Annotated in this window: 26 protein-coding genes; 6 read left to right on the top strand and 20 right to left on the bottom strand. The window is 44.4% G+C overall.

Annotated elements, in window-relative coordinates; translation table 11 throughout:
- Positions 1 to 9: 9 nt before the first annotated feature.
- The 18 genes from rsmB to D8802_RS03035 form a co-directional block, all read right to left on the bottom strand.
- Positions 10 to 1,323: a 16S rRNA (cytosine(967)-C(5))-methyltransferase RsmB gene (rsmB, locus tag D8802_RS03120; RefSeq protein WP_185758186.1), complete on the bottom strand. Its 1,314-nt coding sequence runs from the start codon at positions 1,321 to 1,323 to the stop codon at positions 10 to 12.
- Positions 1,316 to 2,251, bottom strand: a complete 936-nt coding sequence (gene fmt, locus D8802_RS03115; protein ID WP_125394750.1) for a methionyl-tRNA formyltransferase — start codon at positions 2,249 to 2,251, stop codon at positions 1,316 to 1,318. Before fmt ends, rsmB begins: the two co-directional genes overlap by 8 nt.
- 12 nt (positions 2,252 to 2,263) lie before the next feature.
- Positions 2,264 to 4,660: a primosomal protein N' gene (locus D8802_RS03110; RefSeq protein ID WP_125394749.1), complete on the bottom strand. Its 2,397-nt coding sequence runs from the start codon at positions 4,658 to 4,660 to the stop codon at positions 2,264 to 2,266.
- A 65-nt stretch (positions 4,661 to 4,725) separates the two neighbouring features.
- Positions 4,726 to 5,040, bottom strand: coding sequence for a DNA-directed RNA polymerase subunit omega (gene rpoZ, locus D8802_RS03105; RefSeq protein WP_002875802.1), 315 nt, complete (start codon positions 5,038 to 5,040; stop codon positions 4,726 to 4,728).
- A 24-nt stretch (positions 5,041 to 5,064) separates the two neighbouring features.
- Positions 5,065 to 5,691: a guanylate kinase gene (gene gmk, locus D8802_RS03100; RefSeq protein WP_125394748.1), complete on the bottom strand. Its 627-nt coding sequence runs from the start codon at positions 5,689 to 5,691 to the stop codon at positions 5,065 to 5,067.
- 134 nt (positions 5,692 to 5,825) lie between these two features.
- Positions 5,826 to 7,439 (bottom strand): ribonuclease Y, encoded by a 1,614-nt coding sequence (locus tag D8802_RS03095; protein WP_125394747.1) that lies wholly within the window; start codon positions 7,437 to 7,439, stop codon positions 5,826 to 5,828.
- A 202-nt stretch (positions 7,440 to 7,641) separates the two neighbouring features.
- On the bottom strand, positions 7,642 to 7,896 hold the full coding sequence (locus D8802_RS03090; protein WP_125394746.1) for a Txe/YoeB family addiction module toxin: 255 nt from the start codon (positions 7,894 to 7,896) through the stop codon (positions 7,642 to 7,644).
- Positions 7,897 to 7,899: 3 nt separating this feature from the next.
- Positions 7,900 to 8,154 carry a type II toxin-antitoxin system Phd/YefM family antitoxin gene (locus D8802_RS03085; RefSeq protein WP_000388572.1) on the bottom strand — a complete coding sequence of 85 codons (255 nt, stop codon included), beginning with the start codon at positions 8,152 to 8,154 and terminating at the stop codon, positions 7,900 to 7,902.
- A 132-nt stretch (positions 8,155 to 8,286) separates the two neighbouring features.
- Positions 8,287 to 9,384, bottom strand: a complete 1,098-nt coding sequence (locus D8802_RS03080; RefSeq protein ID WP_125394745.1) for a nucleotidyltransferase — start codon at positions 9,382 to 9,384, stop codon at positions 8,287 to 8,289.
- Positions 9,385 to 9,393: 9 nt separating this feature from the next.
- Complete coding sequence (locus tag D8802_RS03075; protein WP_312023256.1) at positions 9,394 to 10,134, bottom strand: class I SAM-dependent DNA methyltransferase; 741 nt, start codon at positions 10,132 to 10,134, stop codon at positions 9,394 to 9,396.
- 110 nt (positions 10,135 to 10,244) lie between these two features.
- Positions 10,245 to 10,598, bottom strand: coding sequence for a ribosome silencing factor (gene rsfS, locus D8802_RS03070; protein ID WP_042767955.1), 354 nt, complete (start codon positions 10,596 to 10,598; stop codon positions 10,245 to 10,247).
- Positions 10,599 to 11,192 (bottom strand): bis(5'-nucleosyl)-tetraphosphatase (symmetrical) YqeK, encoded by a 594-nt coding sequence (gene yqeK, locus D8802_RS03065; protein ID WP_125394744.1) that lies wholly within the window; start codon positions 11,190 to 11,192, stop codon positions 10,599 to 10,601.
- On the bottom strand, positions 11,192 to 11,821 hold the full coding sequence (locus D8802_RS03060) for a nicotinate-nucleotide adenylyltransferase (protein ID WP_000963713.1): 630 nt from the start codon (positions 11,819 to 11,821) through the stop codon (positions 11,192 to 11,194). Before D8802_RS03060 ends, yqeK begins: the two co-directional genes overlap by 1 nt.
- A gap of 51 nt (positions 11,822 to 11,872) precedes the next feature.
- Positions 11,873 to 12,184, bottom strand: coding sequence for a ribosome assembly RNA-binding protein YhbY (yhbY, locus tag D8802_RS03055; RefSeq protein ID WP_000060169.1), 312 nt, complete (start codon positions 12,182 to 12,184; stop codon positions 11,873 to 11,875).
- Between the two features lie 211 nt (positions 12,185 to 12,395).
- Positions 12,396 to 13,502 (bottom strand): ribosome biogenesis GTPase YqeH, encoded by a 1,107-nt coding sequence (yqeH, locus tag D8802_RS03050; RefSeq protein ID WP_125394743.1) that lies wholly within the window; start codon positions 13,500 to 13,502, stop codon positions 12,396 to 12,398.
- Between the two features lie 2 nt (positions 13,503 to 13,504).
- Positions 13,505 to 14,032 carry a YqeG family HAD IIIA-type phosphatase gene (locus tag D8802_RS03045; protein WP_061417481.1) on the bottom strand — a complete coding sequence of 176 codons (528 nt, stop codon included), beginning with the start codon at positions 14,030 to 14,032 and terminating at the stop codon, positions 13,505 to 13,507.
- 17 nt (positions 14,033 to 14,049) lie between these two features.
- Positions 14,050 to 14,958 carry a magnesium transporter CorA family protein gene (locus D8802_RS03040; protein WP_000899717.1) on the bottom strand — a complete coding sequence of 303 codons (909 nt, stop codon included), beginning with the start codon at positions 14,956 to 14,958 and terminating at the stop codon, positions 14,050 to 14,052.
- A gap of 57 nt (positions 14,959 to 15,015) precedes the next feature.
- Positions 15,016 to 15,576: a mechanosensitive ion channel family protein gene (locus tag D8802_RS03035; protein WP_125394742.1), complete on the bottom strand. Its 561-nt coding sequence runs from the start codon at positions 15,574 to 15,576 to the stop codon at positions 15,016 to 15,018.
- Positions 15,577 to 15,724: 148 nt separating this feature from the next.
- Here D8802_RS03035 and sstT point away from each other — a divergent pair, with 148 nt between their 5' ends.
- Together sstT and D8802_RS03025 are read left to right on the top strand one after the other, a co-directional pair.
- On the top strand, positions 15,725 to 16,930 hold the full coding sequence (gene sstT, locus D8802_RS03030; RefSeq protein ID WP_125394741.1) for a serine/threonine transporter SstT: 1,206 nt from the start codon (positions 15,725 to 15,727) through the stop codon (positions 16,928 to 16,930).
- 67 nt (positions 16,931 to 16,997) lie between these two features.
- Positions 16,998 to 17,951: an aromatic acid exporter family protein gene (locus D8802_RS03025; protein WP_125394740.1), complete on the top strand. Its 954-nt coding sequence runs from the start codon at positions 16,998 to 17,000 to the stop codon at positions 17,949 to 17,951.
- A 292-nt stretch (positions 17,952 to 18,243) separates the two neighbouring features.
- Here the strand turns inward: D8802_RS03025 and D8802_RS03020 are convergent, their stop codons facing one another.
- Together D8802_RS03020 and D8802_RS03015 are read right to left on the bottom strand one after the other, a co-directional pair.
- A complete protein-coding gene (locus D8802_RS03020; RefSeq protein WP_125394739.1) occupies positions 18,244 to 19,788 on the bottom strand; it encodes a peptide chain release factor 3 in 1,545 nt (514 codons plus the stop codon).
- 141 nt (positions 19,789 to 19,929) lie between these two features.
- Positions 19,930 to 20,622: a YwaF family protein gene (locus D8802_RS03015; protein WP_125394738.1), complete on the bottom strand. Its 693-nt coding sequence runs from the start codon at positions 20,620 to 20,622 to the stop codon at positions 19,930 to 19,932.
- A gap of 165 nt (positions 20,623 to 20,787) precedes the next feature.
- On the opposite strand from D8802_RS03015, the gene gatC reads away from it, so the two are divergent.
- The 4 genes from gatC (at position 20,788) to efp (ending at position 24,687) form a co-directional block, all read left to right on the top strand.
- Positions 20,788 to 21,090, top strand: a complete 303-nt coding sequence (gene gatC / locus D8802_RS03010) for an Asp-tRNA(Asn)/Glu-tRNA(Gln) amidotransferase subunit GatC (protein ID WP_125394737.1) — start codon at positions 20,788 to 20,790, stop codon at positions 21,088 to 21,090.
- The gene (gatA, locus tag D8802_RS03005; RefSeq protein WP_125394736.1) at positions 21,090 to 22,556 is read left to right on the top strand and encodes an Asp-tRNA(Asn)/Glu-tRNA(Gln) amidotransferase subunit GatA; all 1,467 of its coding nucleotides are present in this window, start codon (positions 21,090 to 21,092) and stop codon (positions 22,554 to 22,556) included. Before gatC ends, gatA begins: the two co-directional genes overlap by 1 nt.
- On the top strand, positions 22,556 to 23,998 hold the full coding sequence (gene gatB / locus D8802_RS03000; protein ID WP_125394735.1) for an Asp-tRNA(Asn)/Glu-tRNA(Gln) amidotransferase subunit GatB: 1,443 nt from the start codon (positions 22,556 to 22,558) through the stop codon (positions 23,996 to 23,998). Before gatA ends, gatB begins: the two co-directional genes overlap by 1 nt.
- 128 nt (positions 23,999 to 24,126) lie before the next feature.
- Complete coding sequence (efp, locus tag D8802_RS02995) at positions 24,127 to 24,687, top strand: elongation factor P (protein WP_000568642.1); 561 nt, start codon at positions 24,127 to 24,129, stop codon at positions 24,685 to 24,687.
- The last annotated feature ends 17 nt before the right edge of the window (positions 24,688 to 24,704 follow it).

Here is a 24,704-nt window from a genome sequence, read left to right as displayed (position 1 = left end):
AGTTCCTTCCTAATCAGACATCTTGCGGAATTGGCTGATAAAGAATCCATCACTTCCGTACAATTCAGGAGTAATTAAGATACAGCCGTCCTTCAAAATATCCTTGCATTCGTGTTCTAGTTTAACCTGCTCAAACTCGGGGTGACTTTCTAAAAATGCCTCAACGACGTAAAAGTTTTCCTCTGAGACGATAGTGCAGGTACTATACGTTATTATACCACCTTTTCGTAAGGTTTGACAAACACTACCTAGTATTTCCAGCTGAATTTGCTGTAATGATGCGAAATCCGCCGTTTCTTTATTGTATTTGATATCTGGTTTGCGACGCAGGAGGCCAATTCCAGAACAAGGGGCATCTACTAAAATCTTATCAAACGAATCCTTCCCAAAAAACTCATGTACTTTTCTGGCATCCAATTTTTGTGTTTGCACTCGATCTGCCACACCCAGACGCTGGGCGTTTTCTTGGATCAAGTCCAACTTGTGATCATAAAGGTCCAAAGCCGTCACCTTACCCGATGTGAGGTAAGAGGCCATATGGACTGTTTTTCCGCCAGGAGCGGCACAGGCATCCAGTACCTGCTCATCGCCTTGTAGATCAAGAGTCGGAGCAACCAATTGACTAGACTCGTCTTGGATGGTTATAGCACCTTCTGCGAACAAATCATGTCCCGCAAAGTGGCCTTGTTCCTTGACCAGACCAGTAACTGCCAAGGGGGAATCAATCGCCTCTAACAAAGCTTTGATTTCCTCTTTTCGATTCAAGTCAGTCACTCGGATGCTGGCTTTGTTACGCACCAAGAGACTTTCAAAAATAGCTTGCGCTCGCTCTTCGCCGTATTCTTCCTTGAGTTTAGACACGAGCCAAACTGGGAGAGAATAGGAAATGGAATCACGCTTATTTTTTCGCTTAATGCTGTCAATATCTGGCCAGCCTTCTCGCAAAATACGACGAAGGACGGCGTTGACCAGTTTTTCACTGCCTTTTTTACGGGCTTTGGCTAGTTCCACCGCTTCATTGACCACTGCGTGATCTGGAATTTTATCCAGATAGCGGAGTTGGTAGGCACTCATGAGAAGCAGGACATAGAGCCAGTTATCCAGCTTATCCCGGTCTTCGATAAAGTGGGACAGGTACCATTCCAGAGTGAGTTTGCGAGCTACCGTTCCGTAGACAATCTCTGTCACCAACCCCTTATCTGCTACCGAGAGTTGACTCCCCTTGAGGTGTTTATTTAAGGCGATATTCGAATATGCTTGGTTGACTAGAACATCCTCTAGCACCGCTAGGGCGAGACTTCTAGCCGTTTCTACTTTAGTCACCAAATCGTTCTCCTACAGTCAATGTCCGTCCAACTCCGTTGAGGAAGGAAGCAATGTCCATCTTAGGCTTCCCAGCTGGCTGCACTTGCTTGAGAGACAGAGCCCCTTCTGCCGTAGCGACAATCAATTCCTTCTTGCCAATTGAGAGGATCTCGCCTGGAGCTCCCTGACCTTCTACAGGTAGGGCTTCATAGATCTTAAAGCGGTCTCCCTTGAGAAAAGTATGGGCAACAGGCCATGGATTCATCCCTCGGATTTGGTTAAAGAGTTGACGGTTAGTCTTATTCCAGTCCAACTTTTCTTCCTCTGGCTTGATATTTGGCGAGAAAGTGACCTGACTTGGGTCCTGAGGCACAGGTTTGATCTCCCCAGCAATATAGCCAGGCAGGGTGTCCAAAAGCAAGTCACGACCAACAATTGCTAATTTTTCAAACAAGGTGCCGACATTGTCCTCATCTGTGATGGGGATGCTGCGACGAGAAATCATATCCCCTGCATCCATTTCTTTAACCATCTCCATAATGGTCACACCAGCTTCCTCATCCCCTTGAATCAAGGCATAATGAATAGGCGCGCCACCACGGTGTTTGGGAAGAAGAGAAGCGTGAAGGTTGACCGCAAAGTCCATGCTATCAAGGAGTTTACTCGGGAGAAACTGCCCAAAAGCAGCGGTGATAATCCCATCAGCTCCTAGCTTCATAATGGCTTCCATCTCTGGACTTCCAGATAATTTTTCAGGCTGGTAGACAGGAAGGCCTGCTTCTTTGGCGGCCTGCTTAACTGGGGTTTCTTGGATTACTTTTTTACGGCCGACAGCGCGGTCTGGCTGAGTCACAACAGCTAGAATCTCGTAACGGTCATCTGATAACAACCCCTTCAAAACTGTTGCTGAAAAATCGGGAGTCCCCATAAAGATTAGTTTTGTCATTTCTTCTCCTTCTTATAAAAATTGCTGCGGCTCATGGTCAATGCTGAGACGAAGCTCGCTATTTTCCCGTTCTTGAGTCAAGGCCAAGACCTGATTTAGAGTTGGTCCCAGCTCGTCTTCTATACGGTATTTAATCAAAATCTGGTAATGATAAAGGTTGTGGGTACGGGCGATGGGTTTTGGCGTTGGTCCAAGGATTTTACTAGTTTCCGATAAACCTGAGCGCAAAATTCCCATGACTTCATAGGCACGTTTGACAACCTCTTCTTCTTTCTTGTGAGAGAGGGTAATCCCAATAGTGAAATAGTAAGGCGGATAGCCGAGTTGGCGCCTGATACTCATTTCATAAGCATAAAAACCTTCGTAGTCCTGATCCTTGGCAAAACGAATGGTATAGTGCTCAGGATTGTAAGACTGGATCAAGACCTGACCAGCCTTTTCCGCACGACCTGCACGGCCTGCCACCTGAGTTAAGAGCTGGAAGGTTCTCTCAGAAGAACGAAAATCAGGCAAGTTTAGGGCCGTATCCGCATTGAGCACTCCGACTAGGGTCACATTTGGAAAATCCAAGCCCTTGGCAATCATCTGAGTTCCCAACAAGATATCTGCTTCCCTTCGCCCAAACTGGTCAAGAAGAGCTTGGTGACTACCTTTCTTGCGAGTTGTATCCACATCCATCCGCAGAATGCGTGCCTGAGGAAAGAGCTCTGCTAGTTCATCGTAGGCTTTCTGAGTCCCCGTCCCGTAGTAGCGAATACTGCGACTCTGACAGTTGGGACAGACATGAGGAATCCCCTTAGAAAAACCACAGTAATGGCAGTTCATGGTCTTGGTATCCATGTGGAGAGTCAGAGAAATGTCACAGTTGGGACAAGTATCCACCGTTCCACACTCCCGACACATAACAAAGCTAGAATAACCCCGACGGTTGAGCATAAGGACTACCTGCTCTTTTTTATCCAAACGGTCTTGGATGGCTTCCAGCAAAGGAGGCGTAAAGTTTGACGTCTCATTCTGCCCGATATAGTCCCGAAAGTCAATCACTTGAACCTCAGGAATAGTGGCTAAAGGATTGGCCCGTTGGGTCAGACGTAAGCGGTGATAGACACCTTTTCCAGCCCGTGCACGGCTTTCTAAACTCGGTGTCGCTGAACCAAGGACTAAGGTCGCTTGATTGTACTGAGCCCGTAGAATGGCGACCTCTCTGGCATGATAACGGGGATTGCTGTCTTGTTTGTAGCTAGCTTCATGTTCCTCATCGATAATCATGACACCTAGATTTTTCAAAGGGGCAAAGATGGCTGATCTAGCGCCAACAACAACTTGGGCCTCGCCGCGTTCAACCTTGCGCCATTCGTCGTACTTTTCACCATTGGACAGACCTGAGTGAAGAATGGCCACTTTCTCACCAAATCGAGCAATGAAACGCTCCGTCATTTGTGGCGTCAGAGAAATCTCAGGTACCAGCAAAATAGCTGTCTTACCCTTGTCCAAGGCTCCTTGGATGATCTGTAAGTAAACTTCTGTTTTCCCACTCCCTGTAATCCCTTGAAGGAGGAATGGAGGCTGTTGACTGCCAATAGCACTGACAACGGCATCACGCGCCTGTCTTTGTTCTGGATTCAATTCCAAAGGTATACTTGCTTCAATGCCTTCAAAATAAGCGGCTGAGCGTTGCACTTCCTTTTGGACTAGGGTTAGAGCTCCTTGCTCCACAAAGAAGTTGACTTGCTCGCGTGAGTAGGATTCTAACAAGCTAGCCAGAGGAGCACTCTTAGGATGAGACAGCAGATAGTCTCTCAGCTCTGCTTTTTTCTTGGCACGCACAGAAATCTCAATCTGCTCTATTCGAGTAGCATCAACCTCATACCAAGACTGGGTCTTGACCTTCTTTTGATCGACTGCCTGGTATTCTAAGCGGAGCAGACCTTTCCTGGTCAAGCGCATCATTTCTGCCTGTTTGGCAAGGTCTAGAGAAGAAAAGGCTAGCGAATCTTCTGAACCAAACAGACGCTCTCGGTCTGCCTGACTCAGACCTTCCAGAGGATAAAGAATCTTATCATAACTGGAGTTTAAAAATCCAGGCAACATGGCTTTTAGAATGGAGATTTTGTAAGAAAAGACGGACTTTCGTAACTCCTCAGCCAGCCAGAGTTGCTCTTGAGTGAGAACCGGGGAAAAATCCAGCACCTCTGCAATCTCTTTCAAGCCCTGATCAGCCACTTCTTCAGTCGATTGGGACTCCAAACCCAGCACAATTCCTTGTATCAAACGATTGCCTTTACCAAAGGGGACATGGACCCGCATACCGACTTCCAGCATCTCTACAAATTCTTCAGGGACCTTATAACTATAAGGCTGGTCTGTCTGCATCAGGGGAACATCCACGATAATCTTTGCGATAGCCATCTTCTCACCTCCTTCTTGTCAGTAAATTCTTGCAATAGAAAAAATAAGATTGAGTCCCCCCAACCTTAAATTTTTTCACCATCTTCTTTTTCTTTAGCGATTTGCTCTTTGATTTTCTTTTCTTCTTCTTCTCTGCGGCGTTTTTCTTCTTCGATACGGAGACGTACCGCTTCACGTTTTCCTTCTGGATCTGGGTGAATGGTTACATTTCCAGACTCGATTTCCTCCAAAGCGCGAAGAGTTGATTTTTCAGACTTAAACTCTTGAGTTGCTGGTGCACCTGCTTCTAGTTCGTGGGCACGTTTTGCTTCCAAGATTACGAGTGAATATTTTGATGGTACCTTGTCTAGCAAGGTATCAATAGAGGGTTTTAACATCATTTGCTTGTACCTGTTTCCTATAGTTTATCGAGTAGTTGGAGATTTTGGCAACATCTCCTGGTAGTGACCAATGACACGGTCCACACGGAAGTGTTCTGCTTCGATCACACGCTTGACACGTTCAGCAGCGAGGGGCACCTGATCGTTAACAATAGCATAATCATACTCACGCATGAGGGCAATTTCTTCCTTGGCTTTTTCGATTCGTTGGGCAATCACTTCTGCACTATCTGTTCCACGACCTACCAAGCGGTCTTGTAATTCATCCAAATCTGGTGGCGTTAGAAAGATAAAGACAGCATCTGGAACCTTTTTCTTAACTTGAAGAGCCCCCTGAACTTCAATCTCAAGAAAGACATCGATTCCCTTGTCCAGAGTTTCATTGACATAGGTCAGCGGAGTTCCATAGTAGTTACCGACATATTCTGCATATTCCAACATCTGACCTTGACGGATCAGCTCTTCAAACTCTTCACGAGTACGGAAGAAATAGTCCACCCCGTCCACTTCACCAGGACGTTGCGCACGCGTCGTCATCGATACAGAGTATTGAAATTGATTATCAGAACTCTCAAAAATCTCTCTTCTAACCGTTCCTTTCCCAACTCCTGAAGGACCAGAAAAAACGATTAGCAAGCCTCGGTCTGCCATTATGTCTCCTTTAGTTAGTCTGTGAAATAAAGTGAAATTTCTCTCGGATACTGATGATAACGTCAGTTATCCTTCTACAGTCTTTCTATCTAGTGTAACAAAAAAGCAGTAATATTTCAACTGCTCTTTCTTATTTATTTAGCATAATCTACTGCACGAAGTTCGCGGATCACGGTTACCTTGATATTTCCTGGGTAATCGAGATTGTTTTCAATTTTCTCACGAACTTTGTGAGCCAAGATTGTGACTTTGTCGTCTTTGATTTGTCCTGGATTAACCATGATACGGATTTCACGTCCTGCTTGAAGGGCAAAGCTATTTTGCACTCCTTCAAAGCCATTGGCGATTTCTTCCAAATCATGGAGACGTTTGATGTAGCTTTCAAGAGATTCACTACGAGCACCTGGACGCGCTGCACTCAAGGCATCTGCTGCAGCAACGATCACTGCAATGACGCTTTCGGCTTCGACATCGCCGTGGTGGCTAGCAATGGTATTCACCACAACTGGGTGTTCCTTGTACTTACGAGCCAACTCTGTACCAATCTCAACGTGGCTACCTTCAACCTCGCGGTCAATAGCTTTCCCGATGTCGTGAAGGAATCCAGCACGACGGGCAAGAGCTGCATTTTCACCAAGTTCACTGGCGATGATACCAGATAACTTAGCAACCTCAATCGAATGACGCAAGACATTTTGTCCATAAGAAGTACGGAACTGCAAGCGTCCCATGATCTTCATCAAGTCTGGATGGAGGTTTGGCGCACCAATCTCATAGGCAGCAGCCTCACCGTATTCACGGATCTTATTGTCAATCTCTTGACGGTTTTTCTCAACCAACTCCTCGATACGAGCTGGGTGGATACGGCCATCTTTGAGCAACATTTCCATGGTCATACGAGCAATTTCACGACGAATCGGATCAAATCCTGACAAGGTTACCACTTCCGGTGTATCATCGATGATGACATCAACCCCTGTCAAACTTTCAAAGGTACGAATATTTCGACCTTCGCGTCCGATAATGCGTCCCTTCATGGTATCATCTGGTAGGTGAACTGTTGAGTTTGTTGACTCTGCTACATAGTCACCAGCGATACGCTGCATAGCCTGAACCAAGATATCTTTCGCAATCTTGTCTGAACGTTCCTTGACTTCTTGCTCAGCCTCACGAATGCGGCTAGCAATTTCCTTAGTCAAGTTTTCCTCTGTCTGAGCCAAGATAATATCTCGAGCCTCAGTTTGGGAAAGGGAACCGATACGTTCAAGTTCAGCTTCTTTTTGTCTTTCGACTTCCTCTAATTGCTCTTCACGTGCATCAAGGTTTTTTGCTCTATCAGAAATACTTTGTTCTTTTTGTTCAAGTGTTTTTTCTTTGTTCGTCAAATTGTCGTCTTTGCGGTCAAGGCTCGCAGCTCTCTCCGTCAAACGACTTTCAATTTGCTTGAGCTCCTGACGTTCTGACTTAAATTCAGCGTCCACTTCTTCACGGTATTTTCTGGCTTCCTCTTTGGCCTCCAATAGTGCTTCTTTTTTAAGAGACTTGCTTTCGCTCTTGGCTTCATTTAGCAATAAATCCGCTTCACGCTCAGCTTGTCCTCGTAAATTAGTTGCTTCTTGTTCAGCATTTAGAAGCATCAACTCTGCAGCCTCTTGAGATGATTTCATCTTAGCTGAGATGCTGACATATCCAATGACTAAACCAATGATGACGGCAAAAACAACAATCGCAATGGTCATGATTTCCATGTTTTTACCTCATTAAATTTGTTTATCGAATGACATACATTCCTTAATATTCTATCATAAAAAACCGATTTTCACAAACCCAAATTAAAGAGTTTTGTGTGATTTTTGAAGAATTCCCTTGGATATTCAAGCAAAATTAAGAATCTTTAAAAATTTAAATTTCCATGAAAAACGAAGCAAAAAAGCCTACCTCCCAGTAGACTTAGTAATGATCTTTGAAGGACAAGAAAGCCACGCTATCTCCATCTATCATATAAATCAAGCGATTTTCTGCATCAATGCGCCGCGACCAAGCTCCTTGATAGTCATACTTGAGTGGTTCTGGTTTCCCCATTCCTACAAAAGGATCGCGTTGAATATCCTTGATTAATTTATTGATTCTTTTTAATGTTTTCTTATCTCGGTTTTGCCAATAGCAATAATCCGCCCAGGCATCTTCTGTAAACTTGAGCAGCATTCCTCACTCCTCAATCACATGCACCTGAGTGCTTCCAGCACGAACTTGAGCCATTCCTCGCAAGACCTTGTCAGAAAGTTCCTTATTTTGAGCGATTCTCAGGGTTTCCTGAATACTATCCCACTCGCTCTTTGAAAGAACTACAATATCCTCATCTGGATTTTTATTGACCACCGTCAAAGGCTCAAATTCATCATTTACCTTCTTCATGTAGTCTTTTAAATGATTCCGGAATGTTGAGTAAAGAACTGCTTCCATAACCATACCTCGTTTTACCTCTTTTCCACTATTATACAAAAAAAGAAAGAAATTGTCAGGAACTTGTACAAGATTTTTCTTTTCTATCTATTTATTCGAAAATCTTCTAAAAAAGCCTACCTTTCAGTAGACCTAGTTTGTTTCTATTCTAATCGGAACCCTGCCAAAATTCTGTTCTGCTATACTTGGATTTCCTAGTTGGTAAATCTGGTCTGCCTTTTGTGTTATGGTATCCCAAGGTTCTTTTCCAATTCGGCTGACTAGATGGATCTGCCCTTTCAAAGACTTAAGATGTTGTCTGCCTTTTTCGGTAAAGCCAAGGACATGGATACCTTCTGGCAAGTCACTTTCTCTAGCCTGCACCAAGATATAGGTCAAGAGGCGTCTGACACGCGCCTTGGTATAACGCTTGGTCGCAACTGCCTCGACCAATTCTTCAACAGACTGGGCTGTCTTGATGGCATCCTTGATACGCACAGCCATTTCTTGATTGACCTGATAGATGGTGGTTAGGTCTGGATTTGACAAGATTTGATAGCGGAGCATGGGAAAATAGTCATCCCAGCTCACCTTACTGGCTTGCTCAAAGAGGGTAACAGAAGGCATAAAGCGTTCTAAGAAATCTTTGTCCCTCTGGTGCTGACGGAGGGCTGTCGCCGAGGCAAAGTCCACATCCTTGTCCACAGAATGATAACCTGCCCCCTGACGCTGAATTGGATGCAGTTTGATGTTTCGTCCAGCAACCGCCTTGGCATAGGTAAGAGCAAGGACATGATTGGGGGTATTGCCTGAAAAATCAAGACCTGCAAATTCCTTCCACATGGCTTGGGTTTTCTGGGGATAGGAGAGAGAATCAGGCAGATTATCCACAAAATTCTCCATCTCAGCACCTTGCTCCGTGTATAGGTCAGCAATTTTCTGATAATCCAGAACTTCCTCCGTCCCGAAAGCTAGAGTATCAATACCCAAGCGAACCAAGATATCCACAGCTCCTTGGCCAAAGAAATCTGCCGCCTGAACACTGACTAAAAAGGGTAACTCCACGACCAGATCCGCTCCATTTTCCAGCGCCATCTGGGCCCTTGTCCACTTATCCACAATGGCAGGCTCACCACGCTGCATGAAATTCCCAGACATGGCAACGATTTTCAGTCCCTTCGCCTGCTCAAGCAAGTATTTGTGCCCATTATGAAAAGGACTAAACTCCGCGATAATACCTGTGATGGTCATGATGTTCTCCTACTTCTGCGCGACAAAAAACCAACGGGTACTTGTCTCTGTCGGCTCCTTGTCCTCAAAGTCCGCATAGAGCTTGAAGGACTTGAAACCGGCCTGTTCTAGCAAAATATCATAGGTCAAGACCTCATAGGTTCGCTCCTCATGCACTTCATCGTGGCGACTAAAGGAACCGTCAGCCTCCTTGATAAAGAAAGTCAACTCATGCACGATGGAGTGAGGCGCCACATCCTCATAGGTGTCCCAAAGCATGGCGAAGTCTTCCGCATTTTCATGGTAAGAATAGCCTGGAAAAACTTCATCTGTCTGGTAGGTCGAATGCACATCAAAGATAAAAACGCCGTCTTCGTTAAGCGCATTATATACTTCTTTAAAGACGTCTCCTACCTCCACCTCATCCTGCATGTAACAGATAGAGTCAGAGTAACACGTGACAAAATCATATTGACCTGCCTTGGACAAATCTAGCATATTGCCTTCAATAAAATCAATCTTTTGCTTGGCTGAAGTCGCTCTCTTCTCAGCAATTTTCAGCATATCCGCGCTTAAATCAAGTCCAGTCACATCAAAGCCAGCTTGAGAAAAGCGGACAGACTGGATACCTGTCCCACAAGCTAGCTCCAAGAGTTTCTTTCTCTCCTTGGTCTTAGGCAAATGACGGAGGGAAAAATCCGTCCATTTATCGTATAAACTATCGTCCATCACAGCATCGTAAACAGCCGCAAAGGTTTCATAAGTTGCCATAGTCATGATACCAAGAGCCCCAATGGCAAACACCACTCGCCCTTTACCTTTCTATCCATTTTTTCTAAAATAAGCAAATAAACCCAGTTGACTGCAACTGAGTTCATCTTCTAGGCCAAGGCTTCTGAAATATCTACTGACTCCGCCTCATGCCATAGTTTTTCTAGGTTATAGTGAGCACGCATTTCTTCTGAGAAGATATGCACAACGACACCGCCGAGGTCCAACAAAACCCAGCCTCCAGCTGCATCGCCTTCAACATGGCTACCTTTAAAGCCTGCTTGAGCTACTTTTTCACGAATGTTATCAGCAATAGCGTCCAACTGACGGCTATTCATCGAGCTCGTGATGACAAAGTAGTCCGTCACGCTGGTCAAATCTTGTACATCAAGTGCGAGGATATCCTCCGCACGTTTCTCATCCGCCGCTTTCACGACTAGTTCTAGTAATTCTTTTTCGTTCATTTAGTCCTCTTTCAAATAGTGCACAAAGGCGTTATGGGTTTCAAGGGTTTGGGGATAGATGGGGAATCCCTGATGAGCCAAATGTTCCACAGTTCGCGCTGTTTCGTAGGCCACTGCCTTATTGAGCGATAGCTCAGCAATTTCACGCGCCACATCCACTCCAGGAAAGGCACGATTGTGCTCAATGTAGTCTGCGACGTAGATAACCTTATCAAGATCAGTCATCTGACCAGCTCCGACCGTATGGATTTCAATAGCTCGCAGGATTTCAGGATCATGCAAATCCAAATCTTCTTGAATCTTGTAGATACCAACCATGCCATGCCAGACATTATTGCCCCAGTTTTTGAGGTCAGGGTCTAGCTGATAACGGTCAATCAAGTCTAGAAATTCCTGATCTGACAACTTTTTAGCATAGTCATGAAGGAGGCCTGCTAGACCTGCTTTCTCGGCATCAACTCCGAAGCGTTGGGCAAGCTCTATGGCTGCAAGTTCCACACCCAAGCAATGGGTTAAGCGTTTTTCAGGCAGAAGCTCTGTCATACTTTCCAACAAAACCTCGCGAGAACAGTTGATATAGTCTTGATAGGCCATCAGTAGAGCCCCTCCTTCTCGATATAGTCTAGCACTGGCTGAGGTAGGAGAAAGTTGGGTTTCCGACCTTGGGCAATGAAGTCACGCACCATGCTGGACGAGATGTCCATGAGAGGCACATCCACCCAGATAACTGGATAGGAAGTCCCAGCCTTGTAGCGTGGACGCTGAACCCCCACAAACTGAACCATGTCGACCAACTCGTCAATGCGGTACCATTTAGGCAGATAGTCCACCATATCAGCCCCGATAATGAAGTAATAATCCGTGTCTGGATGTTGCTCGGTCAAAATCTTCATGGTGTCATAGGTGTAGGAAATGCCCTTGCGCTCTAACTCGATTGTTTCAATGGCTAAGCCTTCAATCCCCTCAATCGCCAACTCAAGCATCTTGAGTCGATGGTGCTCGGGGATGGTTTCCTTTTTATCTACATGAGGTGGTTGGTATTCGGGCATAAGCAGGACCTGATCCAGTCCTAACTGTTGTCGTACTTGGTCCGCCACAACAAGATGGGCATTGTGAACGGGATTAAAATTCCCTCCTAGAATCCCGACTTGTTTGCGTTTTTTCTCCTTGATTTCTGGCTCCAACTCTACCTTGGTAAAGGGAGTCAATAATTCGATTGCCATAGGCTCGTCTTCCTTTAATTCTCTGTAAAAACAGTTGTTTGGAGTAGGGTTTTAGATTTCTTTAACTTTCTTGGAAATCTTGCGATTTTCTTTCTTGCTGGATTGCTTAAACAAGATCAAGATGCGTCCGATTTTTTGGACAGTATCTACACCGATTTCTTCTTCCAAGATTTCAGCTACTTCGTGGATGTTTTCATCAGTGTTTTGTAAGAGCGTTACTTTAATCAATTCACGGGCATCAAGAGCTTGGCGAACGCTGGTTTTGATTTGGTCGTTGAGTCCATTTTTCCCGATTTGGATGATGGGTTTGAGGGTATGTGCCTGGCTGTTGAGGAAGGCACGTTGTTTTGATGTTAATGACATATTCTTTCTTCCTTTTTGGATAGTTATTTTAGGTGGTGAGGGACGGTCGGAACTAATTTTCCAAAGATCTCATCTTTGAAAAATGGATTTCCTGACCTCACAATTGAGCCTTGGTCTCAAGTGTGCCCCTTGCCAATCTAACGATTGGCAATCACACCACGGCAATAACTATCTTTTTATGAGCTCACTTTGTTCGCTCAGTGATTTTATTTTAAATGATTGCTTTTCGTGTGACGACGGCGACGCCTTCTGGTGCCCAGACGGCGACTTTGGCGGTGCCTGTTACGCGGATCCAGCCTAGGCCTGAAATGACTAGGTCGGTTTTGTCCTTGATGGTAAAGACATGTTGGACTAGTTTTGGGAAATCTTCTTTTTCCTTGCTATTTGGTGGTGTCAAAAGGGTTCCAAGGTGTTTGTCATAAAAGGCACTAGCGCCTTCAAGCTTAGTACGATGGAGTTTGAGTTCATTGTCAAAGAAAGCTATAAATCCTTGCTTTTCTCCTGCAATGAAGTCAAAGCGTCCCAAACCACCTAAAAACAGGGTTTGTTCAGGATTAAGCTGATAGGTTTTGGGCTTGATTTCCTTTTTAGGGCTGACATACTTGAGGTTTTTTGCCGTCAAGTAGTGGGCCATCTGGTGTCGGTGGATAATCCCCGGTGTATCGTAGATATAAGATCCATCATCAAGTGGAATCTCAATCTTGTCCAAGGTTGTCCCTGGAAAGCGTGAAGTCGTGATGACATTCTGGTCACCCGTGATTTCTTGGATAATAGCGTTGATGAGAGTTGACTTTCCAACGTTGGTTACCCCAACTACATAGACATCGCGGCCCTTACGGTAGTGTTCAATCTTGTCGATGACTTCTTTAATGGCATGCTTGTTTTGGGCTGAAGTCAGGACAACATCCACAGGGCGAAGACCTTCTTCATGGGCACGCTCCATCAGCCACTGGCTGATCTTACCCGGTTTAACTGACTTGGGCAGGATATCTTTTTTATTTCCAACTAAGAGGACATCATTTCCCGATACAAAGCGTGGCAAGCCTGGGATAACAGAGCCATTAAAGTCAAAGATATCAATGACATTGACTACCAAGGCATCACTGTCTCCCACCTCGTGCAAGAGTTTGAGGAAATCATCGTCCGTCAACTGGACATCTGTGATTTCATTGTAATGACGGAGACGGAAACAGCGTTGGCAATAGACTTCGCCAGTCTCCAAGCCTTTTTCAAGTGCCGACTGGGGAGTGAAACCAAGACCAGCCTTGTCTGTCGTCTGAATGGTTGCTCCACAACCAATACAGAGAATTTCTTCCATAGTTAGATTCCTTTTTTATATGTAATTGGTCCGTACTTTTCAGTGATTTTTCGCATAACACGGCGCTCACGAGCTCGGTTAATCTGCGTTTTGATGGAGTCGTGTTGGACCAAGGGTTTGACTAAGATCGAGCGAATACCTGCACGGTGCGCTGCACGAATATCCGTCATGAGTTGGTCGCCGACCATGACCACTTCATTTTTCTCATAGTGAAATTCCTTCATGGCACGGTCAATCCCAAATGTGAAAGGCTTCAAGGCCCAATAAACGTAATCAATTCCAAATTTCTCAACTGCACGTTGAACTCGTTTTTTGGTGTTATTTGAGACCACGATGACACGAATACCTGCGTCACGAAGGTCATGTAGCCATTGCTTCATCTCTGGCGTCCCATCAGGGTTGTTCCAAGCAATGAGGGTATTATCCAAATCGACCAAAACAGCCTTGATCCCCTGCGCCTGCAGGCTTGGGACTGTCAGATCATAGACCGCTTCCACAGCAAAATCTGGCATATAGTTTTCAATTGCCATTCTGGCTCCTTTTCTTTTTAATTTCTAGCAATTTTCTTTAAACATTGGGCTAAGACTGCCCATAAAATGAGACTAGCTATCAAAATATAAATCCAAGCATTCGGTTCATCTGTAAACGGTAAAGGGACATTCATTCCGAAGAACCCTGTAATAACCGCAAGGATAGCCAGCAAGACTGAAATAATTGTCAAAGTTGTCAAATTATCATTCAAATTATTATTTAGGATGTTATTGTAAGAGGCTGAGAGTTGTTGCAAAACTTGAGAAATCAAGTCTGTCATAGAAACCAACTGATGCGCTTCAATCATGGCATCGTCAAACTGCTCTCTTTCTACCTCATTAAGATTGCGATAAAGAGCATGCCCTTGGATATGTTCCAAGAGGAGACGATTTTGTTTGGCAGCTGCTGTCAGGTAAACCATACCAGTTTCCAAGTCAGAGAGGGCAAAAAGATTTTTTTTAGTTGTTTTTTGACGAAGAAGTGCACTGATTTCATCCTTACTTTTATCCATCTCTTCAATAACTGGATAATAAGCATTACTAATAATCTCTAAACTGGCAAAAAGAAATTTGTAGATGGAAATAATTTCATGGCTTTCAAGGTAGGTTGCCATGCGTTTAATCACATAAGTATTCTTGTGATTGCTGATAGTGATCAACCGTTGTTTTTCAACGATAAAGGTCATCGGAATCGCTTCATAATATTCTTTGTCTTTTTCTAAATCAAGAACATTATAAATGAAGGTTACCGTCCCCGTTTCACGGTTATAATCCATGTGGGCTCGTTCATTTCTATCTAGAGCATACTCGATGGTTTCCTTGTCCAATCCATAGACGTCAGAAAGATCTTCCATGTTTTTAATCTTGTCCACGTCAAGGTCTATCCAAGTACAATCGTGGCCTAGTTTTTTCTCTACAAATAGCATACTCTCTCCTTTACCAAACTCTTTCTATTGTACCACAAATCTGCCAAAATAGCAGACCTACTCTGTACGAGAGAAGTTGCTGACAACAGTGATATTTCGGTTAGGAACAAAGTGAAGGGCTTGGTCGTCACTGCGAAGTTGGGTCGTACGAATTCCTACACTGACAACCTTTCCAGATACGGTAATAGGACCATTTGTGAGGACTACTTCGTCGCCCACATCGAGCTGGCGTTCAAAGAGGATAAAGAAACCATTGATAACATCGGATAAAAAGCCTTGAGCCCCCATCCCAATGGCAACCCCAGCAATCCCTGCCCCAGCAAGGAGGCTGGAAACTGGCAAACCCAAAATAGACAAGATACAGTAAATCAAAAAGAAATAAAGTGTGTAGTTAAAAATATTCTCAAGTAAACGAGAAATGGTCTTTTGTCTGCCTGCATCCCGATTTGAAAATTTAAGCGAGGGCTTGACAATCTTTCGGACAGCCGCATGAAGCATCTTTTTAGCTATATAAAATAGCAGAAAGAGAATCAAAAGAGAAATCACCTTGGTCAAGACATTCTCTAATACAGTTGTTACATCCAATTTATCAAGATAACGTTGAAAAAATTCTTGCATACAAAACTCCTTTTTAGTATTATACCACAAATCATCCCGTTCAAATCCCTCATAAATATTCCGATATTCCCCCAAACTCAAAAAAAGACTTGCCTCAACGGCATATTTATACTATAATCATAAACAATACACTTTGAAGGAGACTATTATGAAAAGAATCATTCGAGCCTGGAACAAGGCCAGCCTCATCAAACGTATCCTAATCGGCATGCTTCTGGGAGCCTCTCTAGGGCTACTTTTTCCTAGTCTGTCGGGGCTCGGCATTCTCGGTGACCTATTCGTTGGGGGTCTGAAAGCCATCGCTCCTGTTTTGGTCTTTACCCTCGTTGCAAATGCCCTTTCGCAACATCAAAAAGGGCAAGATACCAATATGAAGACCGTTATTTTTCTCTATCTACTTGGTACCTTTGCTGCTGCCCTACTCGCTGTACTGGCTAGTTTTCTCTTTCCTGTCCAGATCACTCTTAGCAGTGCTAGTACAGAGATTGCCCCACCAGACGGCATCGGTCAAGTTCTCAGCAATCTTCTGCTAAATCTCGTAGATAATCCCCTAAACGCCATCGTCCAAGCTAATTATATCGGGATCCTATCCTGGGCTGTTGTCTTTGGACTTGCTATGAGGGAAGCTAGCAAAAACAGCAAGGAATTGCTCAGAACCATGGCAGGAGTAACTTCCAAGATTGTGGAGTGGATTATCAATTTGGCTCCTTTCGGAATTATGGGCTTGGTCTTCAAGACCATCTCTGATAAAGGAATTACCAGCCTTGCTAACTACGGAATTTTGCTAGGACTCTTGATTGCAACTATGGCTTTTGTGGCCCTTGTCATCAATCCCCTCATTGCCTTTCTCTTTATGAGAAAAAATCCTTACCCCCTTGTTTTTAAATGTTTGCGTGTCAGTGGAATTACAGCTTTCTTTACTCGTAGTTCTGCCGCTAATATCCCTGTCAACATGAAACTCTGCCAAGATCTCGGACTCAATCCAGATACCTACTCTGTTTCTATCCCCCTTGGCTCCACTATTAACATGGCTGGCGCAGCCGTAACCATTAACATTCTGACTCTAGCTGCAGTCAATACGCTAGGAATCTCTGTCGACTTTGGTACAGCTTTTGTGCTCAGTGTAGTGGCTGCTATTTCTGCCTGCGGAGCCTCTGGAATCGCTGGTGGATCACTCCTCCTCATTCCCGTCGCTTGTAGTCTCTTTGGGATTTCAAACGATGTTGCCATGCAGGTAGTCGGAGTTGGTTTTGTCATCGGTGTCGTCCAAGATTCCTGCGAAACTGCCCTGAACTCTTCTACCGACGTCCTCTTTACAGCAGTAGCTGAGTACGCGTCGGCACGTAAAAAATAGATTTTTTAAGACAAGTCTTCCAAGCCTTGTCTTTTATACTCTTATTCTAGTATTATAGGAAATTCTCATGTCTATCACCCAACGTACGACAAAACTGATCTTAGCGACCTGCCTCGCTTGTTTTCTCGCTTATTTTTTAGATTTATCATCAGCAGTTTCAGCTGGAATTATCGCCCTCTTAAGCCTCTCCGACACGCGCAGAAGTACGCTNAAATTAGCCCGTAACCGCCTCTTTTCCATGCTCCTAGCACTCGCTATCGGTGTTCTAGCCTTTCAACTGACAGGATTTCACATCTGGAGTCTGGGCCTCTATCTGGCTCTCTACGTGCCTCTAGCCTATAAAATGGGCTGGGAAATCGGCATCACACCTAGCAGTGTCTTGGTCAGTCATCTCTTGGTACAGGAGTCTACTTCCCCAGCCCTCTTGCTCAATGAAGTGCTCCTCTTTCTCATCGGGACAAGCTTTTCTCTATTGGTCAACCTTTATATGCCCTCTCGTGAGAAAGCCATCCAAAGCTACCACCTTCAGGTCGAAGAAAAGTTAAAAGATATCCTCCTTCGCTTTAAATACTATCTGTCGAGGGGAGACGGACGCAATCGAGCCCAACTCGTTGACCAATTAGACAACCTCCTCGATGAAGCTCTCAAACTGGTATACCTGGATCACTCGGATCACCTCTTTCACCAGACGGACTACCATATCCACTACTTTGAGATGAGGCAGAGGCAAAGTCGCATCCTACGAAATATGGCCCAGCAGATCAATACTTGTCACCTAGCCGCAAGTGAAAGTTTGATCTTGGCCCAGCTCTTTTCTAAGATTGCTACCCAACTAAGCCAGACCAATCCTGCTCACGATCTACTTGATGACATCGAACGCTATCTGCAAGTCTTCCGCAATCGGAGTCTCCCTAAAACACGTGAGGAGTTTGAGACCCGTGCCACCCTCCTGCAGCTACTACGCGAAGCCGAAACCTTCATTCAGGTCAAGGTCGATTTTTATCAGAAATATGGAAACTAGAAAAACCTCAGAAAAATTCATGTAACATGATTTCTCTGAGATTTTTAATTTACCTTTGACTTCAATTACCTTTACTATATGAAAAAAATCCACGAATCGATATTATTCGCGGACTTTTTCTAGTAAAACGCTTAGGTAAGCCACCATAGCGGTTACCGATTGTTAGATTACGACACTGAGTTTTACAAATCGATTTCATTTGTAAAACTCAGTTAGTGAGGCAGTTAGGTAAGTCTAATAGGACTTGCCGTAGTCTACTTAGATTGCTATGCAATCAAGTAGACTTACTGAATCACATTTTTTCCTCTAACTCAACATTCGGATACTTATCCGCAAACCAGCGGAGGGCAAAGTCATTCTCAAAGAGGAAGACTGGTTGGTCGAAACGGTCTTTAGCTAAGATATTGCGGCTTGATGACATCCGTTCATCCAAGTCCTCAGGCTTGATCCAACGAACGGTCTTTTTACCCATTGGGCTCATGACCACTTCTGCATTGTACTCGCCTTCCATACGGTGCTTAAAGACTTCAAACTGGAGTTGACCAACAGCGCCCAGCATGTACTCGCCTGTTTGGTAATTCTTGTAAAGCTGAATGGCTCCTTCTTGCACCAATTGTTCGATACCCTTGTGGAAGGATTTTTGTTTCATAACGTTCTTAGCAGAAACTTTCATGAAAATCTCAGGTGTAAAGGTTGGAAGGGGCTCAAATTCAAACTTGTTTTTTCCAACCGTCAAGGTGTCTCCAACCTGATAAGTACCTGTATCGTAAACCCCGATGATATCACCTGCAACAGCGTTGGTCACATTCTCACGACTTTCCGCCATAAATTGAGTAACATTCGACAGTTTGGCAGTCTTCCCAGTACGAGGCAGATTGACACTCATCCCACGCTCAAATTCACCCGATACGATACGGACAAAGGCGATACGGTCACGGTGACGAGGGTCCATGTTGGCTTGGATTTTAAAGACAAAGCCTGAAAAATCCTTGTCATAAGGATCGACAATCTCTCCGTCTGTCTTCTTGTGTCCATGAGGTTCTGGAGCAAACTTGAGAAAGGTCTCAAGGAAAGTCTGCACTCCAAAATTAGTGAGGGCTGAACCGAAGAAGACCGGGGTTAGCTCACCAGCTAAAATAGCTTCCTCTGAAAACTCATTCCCCGCTTCATTTAGAAGTTCGATATCATCCTTAACTTGTTCATAGAAAGGATTGCTCGCAAAAAGTTTGTCACCTTCTTCCAAACTGGCAAAACGCTCATCACCTTTATAGAGTTCTAAGCGTTGGTTATAGAGGTCATACAAGCCTTCAAAGGCTTTCCCCATCCCGATTGGCCAGTTCATTGGGTAGCTAGCAATCCCAAGGACTTCTTCTAGTTCTTGCAAGAGGTCTAGCGGTTCACGACCGTCACGGTCCAGCTTGTTCATAAAGGTAAAGACGGGAATGCCACGGTGTTTCACAACCTCAAACAATTTCTTGGTTTGGGCCTCGATACCCTTGGCAGAATCCAACACCATGACAGCAGCATCCACCGCCATCAAGGTCCGATAGGTATCTTCTGAGAAGTCCTCGTGCCCTGGTGTGTCTAGGATATTGACACGTTTGCCGTCGTAGTCAAATTGCATCACAGATGAAGTGACCGAAATCCCACGTTGTTTCTCGATATCCATCCAGTCAGACTTGGCAAAAGTCCCTGTTTTCTTACCTTTTACGGTACCAGCCTCACGAATCTCTCCCCCAAAATAGAGCAACTGCTCAGTGATGGTTGTTTTCCCCGCGTCCGGGTGGGAGATGATAGCAAAGGTACGGCGTTTCTTGATTTCTTCTTGAATAGTCATAAGTTCTCTTTCTTTGATTTTCTATTTAGTTGTTTCAATGGCTAAGAATGATTTTTACATTGGATTTTACCATTCCTTTCAACTCTCCATTATAGCGGATTTTGGGGAGTTTTTCAATTGCTCATACGATGAAAAGGCGAGCTAGAGCATAGATTGCACCTGATTTCTCTTTTTCCATCGTTTTTCGAACAAAATATCAAAGAAAACAAGAGCCAGTGAAAGGATGACCGACACAAGGAGGTACTTTATCCATAGAGGAGCATTCGAGATAAACGGTGTATCTCTTAAGAGACCATAATTTCCACCAGTCACCTGATTAACCCCAACTAGAAAGAAATTGAGAACGAAAGTATAGACTACGATCATATATTTCTTGAGCAGACTCTTGTCATAGTGATTCATCAAGTAAACCAAGGAATTCACTAGAAGGGCATAGTGCCCAATCAAAAATGAAAAACTGGTAATATGGGGAAAATCATAGGGGTCAAAAACCGGATAAACCAAGGCAAAGACCGCTCCACTTGCTCCTAAGAGGGCAAAGTATTGCTTGCTCCGCCATTTATCTGGTAAGAAAACCACTGCAAACATAGCCAAACGGCAATGATAAAATGGAAGGCTATTAGAAAATGGAATCCCAAAGCCAACATACCAGCTATATAGGGCTAGTAACTGGAGGATCTGAATCCCCTTAAACAAGCGGACAAATTTCGGATTATTGTGATAAGCAAGTGCTCCATAAATACAAAGTACTAAGAGAAGCATCATGATCCCATACCAAAAAAGCGAAATGGGAGGCGGAACAGTTTGAGATCTGGTGATAAATTGATGGAACATTTTTTATCCTAACTCTTATTTTTTCTATTCTCTAGTTTAACCATTATAGCGAATTAAAAGCGATTTTTCAATTTCTATTTCTTTTCGCTTTGCCTTAGCTTATTTATAGGAAAATATGGTAAAATAGAACAGACTAAAAATCATCATTTCACGAAAGGATGCAAGATGAAAATTACGCAAGAAGAGGTAACACACGTTGCCAATCTTTCAAAATTAAGATTCTCTGAAGAAGAAACTGCTGCCTTTGCGACAACCTTGTCTAAAATTGTTGACATGGTTGAGTTGCTAGGCGAAGTCAACACTACTGGTGTCGCACCTACTACGACCATGGCTGACCGTAAGACCGTACTCCGCCCTGATGTGGCTGAAGAAGGAACAGACCGTGACCGCCTGTTTAAAAACGTACCTGAAAAAGAAAACTACTATATCAAGGTACCAGCTATCCTAGATGATGGAGGAGATGCCTAATGACTTTTAATAACAAAACTATTGAAGACTTGCACAATCTCCTTGTCTCTCAGGAAATTTCTGCAACTGAATTGACACAAGCCACGCTTGAAGATATCAAGTCTCGCGAGAAAGCTATCAATGCTTTTGTCACTATCGCTGAAGAACAAGCCCTTGCTCAAGCTAAAGCCATTGATGAAGCTGGAATTGACGCGGATAATGTCCTTTCTGGAATTCCACTGGCTGTTAAGGATAACATCTCTACAGACGGTATCCTCACAACTGCAGCCTCAAAAATGCTCTACAACTACGAGCCAATCTTTGATGCGACAGCCGTTTCCAATGCAAAATCTAAAGGCATGATTGTCGTTGGGAAAACCAACATGGACGAGTTTGCCATGGGTGGATCAGGTGAAACTTCTCACTACGGTGCCACCAAAAATGCTTGGGACCACAGCAAGGTTCCTGGTGGTTCATCAAGTGGTTCAGCCGCAGCTGTAGCCTCAGGTCAAGTCCGCTTGTCACTTGGTTCTGATACTGGTGGTTCTATCCGCCAACCTGCTGCCTTCAACGGGATCGTTGGTCTCAAGCCAACCTACGGAACAGTTTCACGTTTCGGTCTCATTGCCTTCGGTAGCTCATTAGATCAAATCGGACCTTTTGCTCCTACTGTTAAGGAGAATGCCCTCTTGCTCAATGCGATTGCTAGCGAAGACGCCAAAGACTCTACTTCTGCTCCTGTCCGCATTGCAGACTTTACTTCAAAAATCGGTCAAGACATCAAGGGCATGAAAATTGCTTTGCCTAAGGAATACCTCGGTGAAGGGATTGACCCAGAGGTTAAGGAAACCATCCTGAACGCAGCCAAACACTTTGAAAAACTTGGTGCCATCGTCGAAGAAGTCAGCCTTCCTCACTCTAAATACGGCGTTGCCGTTTACTACATCATTGCTTCATCAGAAGCATCCTCAAACTTGCAACGTTTTGACGGTATTCGTTACGGCTACCGCGCAGAGGATGCGACTAATCTTGATGAAATCTATGTAAACAGTCGTAGCCAAGGTTTCGGCGAAGAAGTGAAACGCCGTATCATGCTAGGTACTTTCAGTCTTTCATCAGGTTACTACGATGCCTACTACAAGAAGGCTGGTCAAGTCCGTACCCTCATCATCCAAGATTTCGAAAAAGTCTTTGCGGATTACGACTTGATTTTGGGACCAACTGCTCCAAGCGTTGCCTATGACTTGGACTCCCTCAACCACGACCCTGTTGCTATGTACTTGGCTGACCTTTTGACCATCCCAGTCAACTTAGCTGGTCTCCCAGGAATTTCGATTCCTGCTGGATTTGCTCAAGGTCTACCAGTCGGTCTCCAATTGATCGGTCCTAAGTACTCAGAAGAGACCATTTACCAAGCGGCAGCTGCCTTTGAAGCAACAACAGACTACCACAAACAACAACCCGTGATTTTTGGAGGTGACAACTAATGAACTTTGAAACAGTCATTGGACTTGAAGTCCACGTAGAGCTCAACACCAATTCAAAAATCTTCTCACCTACTTCTGCCCACTTTGGAAATGACCAAAATGCCAACACCAACGTGATTGACTGGTCTTTCCCAGGAGTTCTGCCAGTTCTCAATAAAGGGGTTGTCGATGCCGGTATCAAGGCAGCTCTTGCCCTCAACATGGACATCCACAAAAAGATGCACTTTGACCGCAAGAACTACTTCTACCCTGATAATCCAAAAGCCTACCAAATTTCTCAGTTTGATGAGCCAATCGGCTACAACGGTTGGATTGAAGTGGAGCTAGAAGACGGTACGACGAAAAAAATCGGTATCGAACGCGCTCACTTGGAAGAAGATGCTGGTAAAAATACCCACGGTACAGATGGCTACTCTTATGTTGACCTAAACCGCCAAGGGGTACCATTGATTGAAATCGTATCTGAAGCCGACATGCGTTCACCTGAAGAAGCCTACGCTTACCTAACTGCCCTCAAGGAAGTCATCCAGTACGCTGGTATTTCTGATGTTAAGATGGAAGAAGGTTCCATGCGTGTGGATGCCAACATTTCGCTTCGCCCTTATGGTCAAGAAAAATTCGGTACCAAGACAGAGTTGAAAAACCTCAACTCCTTCTCAAATGTCCGCAAAGGTCTTGAATACGAAGTCCAACGTCAGGCTGAAATCCTTCGCTCAGGTGGTCAAATCCGCCAAGAAACACGCCGTTACGATGAAGCTAACAAGGCAACCATCCTCATGCGTGTTAAGGAGGGTGCTGCAGACTACCGCTACTTCCCAGAACCAGACCTACCACTTTTTGAAATCTCAGATGAGTGGATTGAGGAAATGCGTACTGAATTGCCAGAATTTCCAAAAGAACGCCGTGCGCGCTACGTATCCCAACTTGGCTTGTCAGACTACGATGCTAGCCAGTTGACTGCAAACAAAGTCACTTCTGACTTCTTTGAAAAAGCTGTTGCCCTCGGTGGCGATGCCAAACAAGTCTCTAACTGGCTCCAAGGCGAAGTCGCTCAGTTCTTGAACGCTGAAGGCAAGACACTGGAACAAATCGAATTGACACCAGAAAACTTGGTAGAAATGATTGCCATCATCGAAGACGGTACTATCTCTTCTAAGATTGCCAAGAAAGTCTTTGTCCACCTAGCTAAAAATGGCGGTGGTGCGCGTGAATACGTGGAAAAAGCTGGCTTGGTGCAAATCTCTGATCCAAATATTCTGATTCCAATCATCCACCAAGTCTTTGCGGATAACGAAGCTGCCGTAGCCGACTTCAAGTCCGGTAAACGCAACGCAGACAAGGCCTTCACAGGATTCCTCATGAAAGCAACCAAAGGCCAAGCCAACCCACAAGTGGCCCTTAAACTACTCGCCCAGGAATTGGCGAAGTTGAAAGAAAACTAGACAGAACAAAACCAGCCCTAAGGTTGGTTTTTTCTTCTCTACCAACTCCCAATAACTATTTTGGCTTTATTTCCAGAGTATTTTATGGTAAAATGAAGAGTAATAATATTTATTAAAGAGGTAAAAACATGATTGAAGCAAGTAAATTAAAAGCTGGTATGACCTTTGAAACAGCTGACGGAAAATTGATCCGCGTTTTGGAAGCTAGCCACCACAAACCAGGTAAAGGAAATACGATCATGCGTATGAAATTGCGTGATGTCCGTACTGGTTCTACATTTGATACAAGCTATCGTCCAGAGGAAAAATTTGAACAAGCCATCATCGAGACTGTCCCAGCTCAATACTTGTACAAAATGGATGACACAGCTTACTTCATGAATACAGAAACTTACGACCAATACGAAATCCCTGTAGTCAACGTTGAAAACGAATTGCTTTACATCCTTGAAAACTCAGAAGTGAAGATCCAATTCTACGGAACTGAAGTGATCGGTGTTACCGTTCCTACTACTGTCGAATTGACAGTTGCAGAAACTCAACCATCTATCAAAGGTGCTACTGTTACAGGTTCTGGTAAGCCAGCAACGATGGAAACTGGACTTGTCGTAAACGTTCCAGACTTCATCGAAGCAGGACAAAAACTCGTTATCAACACTGCAGAAGGAACTTACGTTTCTCGTGCCTAATCTCTAGAAAGAGGTCA

It is taken from the genome of Streptococcus oralis, assembly GCF_003943395.1.
Lineage (GTDB): Bacteria > Bacillota > Bacilli > Lactobacillales > Streptococcaceae > Streptococcus > Streptococcus oralis_BF.
This window is presented reverse-complemented; position numbering and strand designations above follow the sequence as displayed.

Coding starts and splice junctions, on each gene's coding strand:
- fmt (WP_125394750.1), bottom strand. CDS start 2,251: ATGACAAAACTAATCTTTATGGGGACTCCCGATTTTTCAGCAACAGTT.
- D8802_RS03110 (WP_125394749.1), bottom strand. CDS start 4,660: ATGGCTATCGCAAAGATTATCGTGGATGTTCCCCTGATGCAGACAGAC.
- rpoZ (WP_002875802.1), bottom strand. CDS start 5,040: ATGATGTTAAAACCCTCTATTGATACCTTGCTAGACAAGGTACCATCA.
- gmk (WP_125394748.1), bottom strand. CDS start 5,691: ATGGCAGACCGAGGCTTGCTAATCGTTTTTTCTGGTCCTTCAGGAGTT.
- D8802_RS03095 (WP_125394747.1), bottom strand. CDS start 7,439: ATGGAAATCATGACCATTGCGATTGTTGTTTTTGCCGTCATCATTGGT.
- D8802_RS03090 (WP_125394746.1), bottom strand. CDS start 7,896: ATGCTGCTCAAGTTTACAGAAGATGCCTGGGCGGATTATTGCTATTGG.
- D8802_RS03085 (WP_000388572.1), bottom strand. CDS start 8,154: ATGGAAGCAGTTCTTTACTCAACATTCCGGAATCATTTAAAAGACTAC.
- D8802_RS03080 (WP_125394745.1), bottom strand. CDS start 9,384: ATGACCATCACAGGTATTATCGCGGAGTTTAGTCCTTTTCATAATGGG.
- D8802_RS03075 (WP_312023256.1), bottom strand. CDS start 10,134: ATGGCAACTTATGAAACCTTTGCGGCTGTTTACGATGCTGTGATGGAC.
- rsfS (WP_042767955.1), bottom strand. CDS start 10,598: ATGAACGAAAAAGAATTACTAGAACTAGTCGTGAAAGCGGCGGATGAG.
- yqeK (WP_125394744.1), bottom strand. CDS start 11,192: ATGGCCTATCAAGACTATATCAACTGTTCTCGCGAGGTTTTGTTGGAA.
- D8802_RS03060 (WP_000963713.1), bottom strand. CDS start 11,821: ATGGCAATCGAATTATTGACTCCCTTTACCAAGGTAGAGTTGGAGCCA.
- yhbY (WP_000060169.1), bottom strand. CDS start 12,184: ATGTCATTAACATCAAAACAACGTGCCTTCCTCAACAGCCAGGCACAT.
- yqeH (WP_125394743.1), bottom strand. CDS start 13,502: ATGGAAGAAATTCTCTGTATTGGTTGTGGAGCAACCATTCAGACGACA.
- D8802_RS03045 (WP_061417481.1), bottom strand. CDS start 14,032: ATGGCAATTGAAAACTATATGCCAGATTTTGCTGTGGAAGCGGTCTAT.
- D8802_RS03040 (WP_000899717.1), bottom strand. CDS start 14,958: ATGCTATTTGTAGAGAAAAAACTAGGCCACGATTGTACTTGGATAGAC.
- D8802_RS03035 (WP_125394742.1), bottom strand. CDS start 15,576: ATGCAAGAATTTTTTCAACGTTATCTTGATAAATTGGATGTAACAACT.
- sstT (WP_125394741.1), top strand. CDS start 15,725: ATGAAAAGAATCATTCGAGCCTGGAACAAGGCCAGCCTCATCAAACGT.
- D8802_RS03020 (WP_125394739.1), bottom strand. CDS start 19,788: ATGACTATTCAAGAAGAAATCAAGAAACGCCGTACCTTTGCTATCATC.
- D8802_RS03015 (WP_125394738.1), bottom strand. CDS start 20,622: ATGTTCCATCAATTTATCACCAGATCTCAAACTGTTCCGCCTCCCATT.
- gatC (WP_125394737.1), top strand. CDS start 20,788: ATGAAAATTACGCAAGAAGAGGTAACACACGTTGCCAATCTTTCAAAA.
- gatA (WP_125394736.1), top strand. CDS start 21,090: ATGACTTTTAATAACAAAACTATTGAAGACTTGCACAATCTCCTTGTC.
- gatB (WP_125394735.1), top strand. CDS start 22,556: ATGAACTTTGAAACAGTCATTGGACTTGAAGTCCACGTAGAGCTCAAC.
- efp (WP_000568642.1), top strand. CDS start 24,127: ATGATTGAAGCAAGTAAATTAAAAGCTGGTATGACCTTTGAAACAGCT.